The sequence below is a fragment of the Amaricoccus sp. W119 genome (assembly GCF_047275745.1).
In the GTDB taxonomy this organism is placed as follows: domain Bacteria; phylum Pseudomonadota; class Alphaproteobacteria; order Rhodobacterales; family Rhodobacteraceae; genus Amaricoccus.
Window position 1 is genome coordinate 19312 of sequence record NZ_JBKQWU010000046.1, and the last position, 8793, is coordinate 28104.

Below are 8793 nucleotides of genomic sequence, written 5' to 3' on the forward strand. Positions count from 1 at the left end.
TGTCCAAGTCGGTCGGCAACGCCGTGATGGACCTCGCCGCCGCCATCACCGCCACACGGGAACCCGGAGGAGACCACCATGTCTGACATCGAGATCGAACGCGCGATCGACCGCTCCCGGATGCGGGTCGACGACGAGGTGGTGATCGAGATCACCAGCATGAACAAGCACTACGGCGCCTATCACGCGCTGCGCGACATCAACCTGACCGTGCATCAGGGCGAACGCATCGTGATCGCCGGGCCCTCCGGTTCGGGAAAATCCACCCTGATCCGCTGCCTCAACGGGCTGGAGGAATATCAGGGCGGCAGGATCGTGGTGGACGGCATCGAACTGTCGAACGCGCTGAGGGACATCGACGCGATCCGGTCCGAGGTCGGCATGGTGTTCCAGCACTTCAACCTCTTCCCGCATCTGACCATCCTCGAGAACTGTACGCTGGCACCGATCTGGGTCCGGAACACGCCCCGGAAGGAGGCCGAGGCGCGCGCGATGCACTTCCTCGAAAAGGTGAGGATCCCCGATCAGGCGGGCAAGTATCCCGGCCAGCTCTCGGGCGGCCAGCAGCAGCGCGTCGCGATCGCGCGCGCGCTCTGCATGAAGCCCCGGATCATGCTCTTCGACGAGCCGACCTCGGCGCTCGATCCGGAGATGATCAAGGAAGTGCTCGACACGATGGTCGAGCTCGCCGAGGAAGGCATGACCATGCTCTGCGTGACGCATGAGATGGGTTTCGCCCGCCAGGTCGCCAACCGCGTCATCTTCATGGACGCGGGCCGGATCGTGGAGCAGAACGACCCCGGGGAGTTCTTCGACAACCCCCGGACCGAGCGGGCGAAGCTGTTCCTCAGCCAGGTGCTGGGGCACTGACCGCGCCACACCCAACCGCGCCACACTGGCCGCGCCACCGAGCACGATGGGGCCGGGCCATCGTCGCGGCGCGACTTCTTCGTTCCGGGTCCGCGCGCCCGCCGGACCCGTCGGATGCCGGGGCCGCGATCATCGGGAGCGTCCCCGGGGCCAGACCGCCGTGTCCGGGGGGTGGGCGGCACCCGCGGGCGGCGCGACCCGCCCGGCATCGCGGCGGCGCACGTAGGCGTCGGCGCGTTCAGGCCGCCCGGTCCGCCTCTCCCGCTCTTGCGAGGATCTGGCCCAGGGCCTCGGCGAGCGCCGCCTCGGGATCATCCGCCAGACTGTCGCACCGCCAGCCGACGTAATTGTCGGGCCGAACCAGGATCGCGCCATCTTCCTGAACGCCGCTCTGGTAGTACCAGTCGGCGTAGATGTCATGCGCGTCGCTGCCGTCCGGGCCGATCGCGATCGCGGGAACATCGATCCCGAACCTCGCCGAGACCGCCGCCGCCGCCAGACGCCAGGCCTCGCCGCCCGGCCCGGTCAGCAGGACGAACCGTCCCTTGCCGCCAAGATCGATCGACGAAACCCGCCGGCCGCCGTGGTCGAGCCAGACATGCGGCAGCCGCGCGCCGGGCCAGGTCGTCGGGTGGTAGTAGAGCTCGCGGTCGCGGGTGAACTCCGGCTCGGGCGTGCCGTCCGCCACCACGGCGTCCGAGGCATAGCGGGTGTTGAGCTCGACCCCATGCGCGTTGAACTCGTAGTTCTTGCGCCGGATCGCATCGTTCAGCGCCCGGCGCTGCGCCTTCGCCTCGGGCGTCGATCCCTTGCGCGCCGCCATCAGCTCCTCGACCCGCGCCGGCTCGTCGCCGGAGGTCATGCCGAGCGCGTCGAAGATCGGCGGGTAGTCCCTGATCGAGTTGTTGGCGCGCGTCACGATCGTCTCCGCCACCGGCACGCGCTCCTGCGAATAGGTGTCGAGCAGCCCCTGCCCCGCCTCGCCCTTCAGCACCGCCGCCAGTTTCCAGGCGAGATTGTAGGCGTCCTGGACGCTGGTGTTCGAGCCGAGCCCGTTCAGCGGCGGATGCCGGTGCACCGCGTCGCCCATGCAGAAGACGCGGCCCTTCGAGAACTCGGTCGCCCACATGTTGTTGACGGTCCAGGTCGAGGTCGAGCGGATCTTCACCGGGATCGTGTCGTCGCCGATCAGCTGGTGAACGATCTTGATCGCCTCCTCGTCGGTCAGCTTCAGCTCGCCCTGGCTGATGTCATAGCCCCAGATGACGAGCCATTCGTTCCAGGGCCGCACCATGCGCACCACGCCCGCGCCGATGCCGCCGGTCCGCGCACCCGGCTGCAGCACCCAGTAGAGCACGCTCGGCCGGTGCGCGACGTATTTCGAGAGATCGGCGTCGAAGAGGATGTTCATGCTGCCCGAAAGCCCCATCTCGCCGGTCATCGGCAGGCCGAGCTGCTCGGCGACGAGGCTCCGCGCGCCGTCGGCGCCGATCATGTACCTGGCCCGGATGGTGAATTCCTCGCCCGAGAGCCGGTCGCGCACCGTCGCGGTCACGCCGTCGGCGTCCTGGTCGAGCGACAGGAACTCGGTGTTGAAGCGGATCTTGCCGCCGCGCGAGGCCGCGGCCTCCAGCAGCAGCGGCTCCATGTAGGTCTGCGGGATGTCGCAGATCTCGGTCGGGCTCGCGAGCTCGTAATCGGCCTTGCGCGCCGGATGGTTGCCCCAGGAGAGCACCCGGCCGAATTCCTCGCCCGCGAGGCTGTGGCAGAAGACGTTGTTCGCCATCAGCTTCTGCTTGCTGGCGAGCCCCATCGCCCGCTCCTCGATGCCGAGGTCGCGCAGGACCTGCATCGTGCCCTGGTTGGTGATATGGGCGCGGGGCGTGTTCGCGAGCCAGCCGTATTTGTTGATGACGAGATTCTCGATCCCGTACATCGACAGCAGCGCCGAACTCGCCAGCCCCGCCGGACCCGCGCCAACGATCAGAACATCGGTCTCCATTCGCGTCGCCATGCCGCGTCTCCTCCGGTCGATTTGCTTGTTGACGAATCGTATATACGACTGATTTTCGAAAATCAAGATTTACATCGAATATGCTGGCGATTGACCGCTGGCGCTGCCGCCGCGTGGCCCGCGTGGGGCGCCCGCGCCATTATCGAAAATTGATATCACATTCGATTCGTGCGAGGACGAAAGCGTCCGCGCGAACGCGGGCGACCGGGAGGAGGACAGGATGACCATGGCTCGCGGCCCCGCCCTGAAGGGTGGCAAGACATTGATGGGATCGGTCTACGACCGATTGCGCGCCGATATCGTGGACGGCGAGTTGCGCCCCGGCGCGCGGCTGCGTTTCGAGGAGCTGAAGGAGACCTATGGCGTCGGGCTGTCGCCGCTGCGCGAGGCGCTGACCCGGCTCGCGGCGGAGAAGCTCGTCGTGCTGGAGCAGAACCGGGGCTTTCACGTCGCGCCGATCTCGCGCTCCGATCTCGATGACCTGCTCTTCATGCGGCAGGAGACCGAGTCGCTCGGCATCCGCCGGTCGATCGAACGCGGCGACGACCAGTGGGAGGCGGGCGTGGTCGCGGCGATCCACGCGCTCGGCAAGCGTGAGAGCCTGACGCCCGAGGGCCATGTCGATCCCGAATGGGAACGGCGGCACCGCGTCTTTCACGACAGCCTGGTCGCGGCCTGCGACTCGCCGCGCCTGCTGCTCTACCGCGAGCTCCTGACCGACCACGCGGACCGCTACCGCAAGCTCTCGCACCACTATCCGTCAGCGGGGCGGGATCACCTGAGCGAGCATGTCGCGCTCGCCGACGCGGTGGTGGCGCGCGACGCGGAAGAGGCCAACCGCTTGATTCGCAAGCATCTTGCGCGAACGGTCGAGATCATCATTTCAGATGAAGATTTGCGCGACAGCGCATTCAGTGACTGATTTTCGAAAATCTACTTGATCGTCTGATAATCTTGCCCTATGTATCAGCCCATCCAAGGGACGACACATGCATTCGGGGAGGAACGACGATGCGAGTTGCGAGCTATGACCGGAACGGAACGACCGGGGTCGCCGTGGAGCGCGACGGGGACTGGGCCGATCTCGGCGCGGTGGATCTCGTCGAGGTCCTGTCCGGCGCCCATGCCGACAAGGTGAAGGATGCGCCGGCGCTGGACGAAACCGCGGTCCAGGCCGCGCCGCCGCTGGCCCGGCCGGGCAAGATCATCTGCGTCGGCCTCAACTACGCCGACCACACGAGCGAGTCGCCCTACGAGCAGCCGGACTATCCGACGCTCTTCCCGCGCTTCACGACCAGCCTGATCGCGAACGGCGCGCCGATCATCCGGCCGCGCGTCTCGCAGGATCTCGATTACGAGGGCGAACTCGTCGCCATCATCGGCAAGCGCGGGCGCCATATCGCGAAGGACCGGGCGCTCGACCATGTCGCGGGCTATTCGATCTTCAACGACGGCTCGCTCCGCGACTATCAGTTCAAGTCGCCGCAATGGACGGTCGGCAAGAACTTCGACGGCACCGGCGCCTTCGGCCCGCATGTCGTCTCGGCCGACGAACTGCCGGCGGGCGCGAAGGGCCTGCGTATCCAGACGCGGCTGAACGGCGAGATCGTCCAGGACGCCAATACCGACGACATGATCCATTCGGTCGAGGATCTGATCTCGATCATCTCCGAGGCGATCACGCTCGAACCCGGCGATGTCATCGTGACCGGCACGCCTTCGGGGATCGGCATGGCCCGCGAGCCGAAGCTCTACATGAAGCCCGGCGACGTGGTCGAGGTCGAGATCGAGGGCATCGGCACGCTCACCAATCCGGTCGAGGACGAAGCCGCCTGACCAAGAAGACCCTGACCGACAAGACACCCTGACCAACAAGAAGCAAGAACATGAGTTGGAGGAAACCCCATGGAACCGCTGGTTCATCGCCTGGGCTATGTCGCCCTGAATGTCGGAGACCTCGAGGGCGCGGTGGGGACGCCCAGCTGATCGCGGGCGCGGCGCTGGTCGATCAGACGCCTGACCGGGCGCTGCTCACGTCCAATTCCCGCCACGCGGAGCTCATCCTGCATCGCGCCGATCATTCGTCGCTCCGCGCGGTCGGGCTCGAGACGCTCCATCCGGAGAATGTCGACGAGGTGGCGCGGCGTGCCCGCGAGGCCGGTCTCGCGATCGTCAGCGAGACACCGTCGCTCCCCGTCATCGAACGCGCGGTCAGCGTCGCCTTCCCCGAGGGCCATGTGATCGAGGTTCACACGCCGATGCCCCGCGACCGCCCGGCGCGCTATGCCGGGCCGGGGATCCATCCGCGCTATCTCGACCACGCCAACCTGACCGCGCGCGATCCCGCGACCTCGGCGCAACTCATGATGCAGGTGCTTGGCCTGAAGCTGACCGAGCGCACCGAAGGCTGGGAGCTTGCCTGGATGCGCGCCGGAGACGGGCGGCACCATACGGTCGCCTTCGCGAAATCCGCCGAGGGCGGGGGCTTGCATCATTACAGCTGGGAATTCGCCGATTTCGCCGATTTCAAGCGGCTCGGCGACGTGCTGGACGCGAAGGACCGCACGCTGGTCTGGGGACCGGGGCGGCATGGCGCGGGCGACAACATCTTCGCCTATTACGTCGACGCGGCCGGTTTCCTCGTGGAGAACACCGCCGAGATGGAGATCATCGCCGATCCGCATTTCCAGGCGCGCATCGTCGATCCGGGCGAGAATCTCTCGAACTACAAGGTCGTCAACCGCTGGGGCCAGCTGCCCTCGCAGGACTGGCTCACCCATTTCAACGCCTGCGCGGTGCTCGGGTGACACGCCCGGACATCGCCGCGCTGGAGGATGCGCGCACCGCGGCGATGCTGGCCGGCGATGCGGAAGCCCTGCGCGGGCTCCTGTCGCCCCGGCTCCGCTACAGCCATTCGCTGGGCGACCGCGACACGTTCGAAAGCTATCTCGCCAGGGTGGAGGCCGGGCATTTCGACTACCGCCGGGTCGAGCACCGGGTGGAATGGTCCGAGGATCTGGCCTCCGCAGTCCTGATCGGCGGCCGGATGACCGCGGAGGTCGTCGTGGCCGGCGAGACCCGCCGGATCGACAATGCCTTCCTCGCCGTCTGGGCCGAGGAGGGCGGCGCCTGGCGGCTCATCGCCTATCAGCCGACGCCGCTGCCGCGCTGAGAAGAAAGGGGGAGGAAAATGGATCTGGGATTGAAGGGCCGGACCGCCGTCGTCGTCGGTGCGAGCAAGGGCATCGGCCGGGGCATCGCCCGCGCGCTCGCCGCCGAGGGATGCGACCTCTTCCTGCTGGCGCGCAACGCGGGTGAACTCGGCGAGACCGCGGCCGCCATCGCGGCGGAATTCGGCGGCGCCGCGACCCCGGTGACGGCCGATGTGTCGGACCCGGGCTCCGTCCGCGCCGCCGCCGCCGCCGTGCGCGAGGCGGCTGGCGGCATCAACATCCTCGCCACCAGCGTCGGCACGGCGATCCGCCGGCAGGATCGGACCATCACCTGGGACGATGCCGACTGGCAGGCCGACATCGACATCAAGGTCACCGGCATCCTGCGGGTGATCCGCGAGTTCGAAGGCATGATCGCCAGCGACGGCACCGGGCGGATCGTCAACATCACCGGCGCCTCGGGCCTCATGACCTGGATGCCGGCGCTGAACTACGGGATGAACAACGCCGCCGTGATCCACGCGACCGGCTATCTCGCCGCCGATCTCGCCGACCGCGGCATCACGGTGAACACCGTCGTTCCCGGCATCATCGGCACCGAATGGCGCGAGGGCTGGGCCGGCGGCATGGCGGGCGATCAGACCAAGGAGGACTGGCTCACCGAGTTCTGCGGCTCCAAGGGCATCGTCGCCCGCCGCTGGGGCCGGGTCGAGGAGATCGGCGACGCCGTCGCCTTCCTCGCCTCCGACCGCGCGGCCTACATCAACGGCACGAAACTCGTCGTCGATGGCGGGCTGACCGCGAACATCCGCTGAGGGGGCCGGCATGCTGACCCTGCAGATCATCATCGGCAGCGTCCGGCAGGGCCGGGGCGGGCTCGCCGTCGCCGAATGGTTCGAGGCGATCGCGCGCAAGGACCCGCGGTTCAATGTCGAGCGCGTCGATCTCGCCGAGCTCGCCCTGCCGGTGATGGACGAGCCGAACCATCCCCGGCTCCAGCGCTATACCCACGCGCATACGAAGCGCTTCAGCGAGATCATCGCGCGGGGCGACGCCTATGTCTTCGTGACGACCGAATACAACTACGCCATCCCCGGCGCGCTCAAGAACGCGCTCGACTATCTCGGGCCCGAATGGGCGGGCAAGCCGATGTGCGCCGTCGCCTATGGCGGCGTCTCCGGCGCCGCCCGCGCGGTCGAGGATCTGCGCCGGATCGCCGTAGCGCTCCGCATGGTGCCGCTGGTCGAGGGCGTGGTCTGCCCGCTCTACGCCCGGCAACGCGACGACGAAGGCCGCTTCCACGGCAACCTGATACAGATCGAGGCCGCAGCGGAAACCCTGGACACACTGGCCGACATGGGCGCCACGCTGAAGGCCCGCCGTCTGGCCGCGAACTGAGAGGAGGAGGAAATGACCGCGATTACCGGAAAGGTCGCGCCGACCAAGCGGCCGGGCGAGCTCGGCATCCATTCGATGGACACGTTCAACCTGACGGTGCCCGATCTCACCGTGGCCGACAATTTCTACCGCGCCTTCGGGCTCGACGTGCGCGAGGAGGGCGAAGGGCTCGGGCTCTATACCTTCGGCTCCGACCACCGCTGGATGAGCATCGCCGAGGCGGGGAAGAAGAAGCTCAACCACCTCTCCTTCGGCGTCTTCGAGGAGGATTTCGAGCCGATGCGCCGCCGGATCGAGGAGCAGGGCGTACGGCTTCTCGATGCGCCGCGCGGCGTCGAGTCGAACGGCTTCTGGTTCTTCGACCCGTTCGGCGTGCTGGTCGAGGTGAAGGTCGCCGAGAAGACCTCGCCGAACGAGAAGATGCCCTTCTCCCTCGGCTCGACGCCGGGCGGCGTGGCGGCGGCGCCCCAGAGATCGAAGGCCTCGGCCGTCCGGCCGAAGCGGCTCGCGCATGTGCTGCTCTTCACGCCGGACGTGCAAAAGGCGATCGACTTCTACAGCCGCGCGCTCGGCCTGCGTCTCTCGGACCGTTCGGGCGACGGGATCTGCTTCATGCATGGCATCCACGGCTCCGACCACCATCTGGTCGCCTTCGCCAAATCCTCGGCGCCGGGCCTGCATCACTGCAGCTGGGACATGGGCGGCATCAACGAGATCGGCAAGGGCGCGATGCAGATGGCCGACAAGGGCTTCACCCGCGGCTGGGGCATGGGCCGGCACGTGCTGGGCTCGAACTACTTCCACTACGTCCGCGACCCCTGGGGCAGCTACTCGGAATATTCCGCCGACATCGACTACATCCCCGTCGATCACGACTGGGAGGCGGGCGACTATCCGGCCGAGGATTCGATCTACCTCTGGGGCCCGGAAATGCCCTCCGACTTCGTGCACAACTACGAAGCGGACGGCGACGCATGAGGCCTGAACCACCCCCCTTTCGATCCCGCCGTGCAACCCGCGCGGCCACCCCCGACGACGGCCGACCCGCCGCCGTCGGACGGAGCGTCGCGCTCTCACCAATCATGATCCAATCAGGAGGAGACCACCCCGTACGCACCGAGACGACCGATGTACTGATCGCCGGGGCCGGCCCCGCGGGCTTGACCCTGACCGCTCTTCTGGCCCGTGCCGGTGTCAAGGCCATTACCGTATCGCGCTGGCCCGGGGTGGATTCCATCGCGAAGCGCAACGGCTCAAGCAAACCGGATCTGGACGTCCCTGCCAAGTTCGGAGAGGAACGCCTCGACCGGGGATGTGTAGCCGAGGCATTTGCGCGGG

Annotated in this window: 10 protein-coding genes; 9 read left to right on the top strand and 1 reads right to left on the bottom strand. The window is 67.5% G+C overall.

Going from position 1 to position 8793, the window contains the following annotated elements; all coding sequences use genetic code 11:
- Window positions 1–78 precede the first annotated feature (78 nt).
- Window positions 79–870: an amino acid ABC transporter ATP-binding protein gene (locus tag ACLJK8_RS17275; protein WP_413151592.1), complete on the top strand. Its 792-nt coding sequence runs from the start codon at window positions 79–81 to the stop codon at window positions 868–870.
- Between the two features lie 238 nt (window positions 871–1108).
- Here the strand turns inward: ACLJK8_RS17275 and ACLJK8_RS17280 are convergent, their stop codons facing one another.
- A complete protein-coding gene (locus tag ACLJK8_RS17280; RefSeq protein ID WP_413151593.1) occupies window positions 1109–2884 on the bottom strand; it encodes an FAD-dependent oxidoreductase in 1776 nt (591 codons plus the stop codon).
- Window positions 2885–3104: 220 nt separating this feature from the next.
- Here ACLJK8_RS17280 and ACLJK8_RS17285 point away from each other — a divergent pair, with 220 nt between their 5' ends.
- The 8 genes from ACLJK8_RS17285 to ACLJK8_RS17320 form a co-directional block, all read left to right on the top strand.
- Window positions 3105–3806 carry a GntR family transcriptional regulator gene (locus ACLJK8_RS17285; RefSeq protein WP_413151594.1) on the top strand — a complete coding sequence of 234 codons (702 nt, stop codon included), beginning with the start codon at window positions 3105–3107 and terminating at the stop codon, window positions 3804–3806.
- Between the two features lie 89 nt (window positions 3807–3895).
- A complete protein-coding gene (locus ACLJK8_RS17290) occupies window positions 3896–4720 on the top strand; it encodes a fumarylacetoacetate hydrolase family protein (RefSeq protein WP_413151595.1) in 825 nt (274 codons plus the stop codon).
- A 50-nt stretch (window positions 4721–4770) separates the two neighbouring features.
- Window positions 4771–5691, top strand: coding sequence for a VOC family protein (locus ACLJK8_RS17295; RefSeq protein WP_413151596.1), 921 nt, complete (start codon window positions 4771–4773; stop codon window positions 5689–5691).
- Complete coding sequence (locus ACLJK8_RS17300; protein WP_413151597.1) at window positions 5688–6056, top strand: nuclear transport factor 2 family protein; 369 nt, start codon at window positions 5688–5690, stop codon at window positions 6054–6056. The genes ACLJK8_RS17295 and ACLJK8_RS17300 overlap by 4 nt, the downstream gene beginning before the upstream one ends.
- A gap of 18 nt (window positions 6057–6074) precedes the next feature.
- A complete protein-coding gene (locus tag ACLJK8_RS17305) occupies window positions 6075–6872 on the top strand; it encodes an SDR family NAD(P)-dependent oxidoreductase (RefSeq protein ID WP_413151598.1) in 798 nt (265 codons plus the stop codon).
- 10 nt (window positions 6873–6882) lie between these two features.
- Window positions 6883–7455 (top strand): NADPH-dependent FMN reductase, encoded by a 573-nt coding sequence (locus ACLJK8_RS17310; protein ID WP_413151599.1) that lies wholly within the window; start codon window positions 6883–6885, stop codon window positions 7453–7455.
- Window positions 7456–7467: 12 nt separating this feature from the next.
- Window positions 7468–8433, top strand: coding sequence for a VOC family protein (locus tag ACLJK8_RS17315; protein WP_413151600.1), 966 nt, complete (start codon window positions 7468–7470; stop codon window positions 8431–8433).
- Between the two features lie 104 nt (window positions 8434–8537).
- Window positions 8538–8793: FAD-dependent monooxygenase (locus tag ACLJK8_RS17320; protein WP_413151601.1), on the top strand; the 256-nt coding region annotated here is incomplete at its 3' end.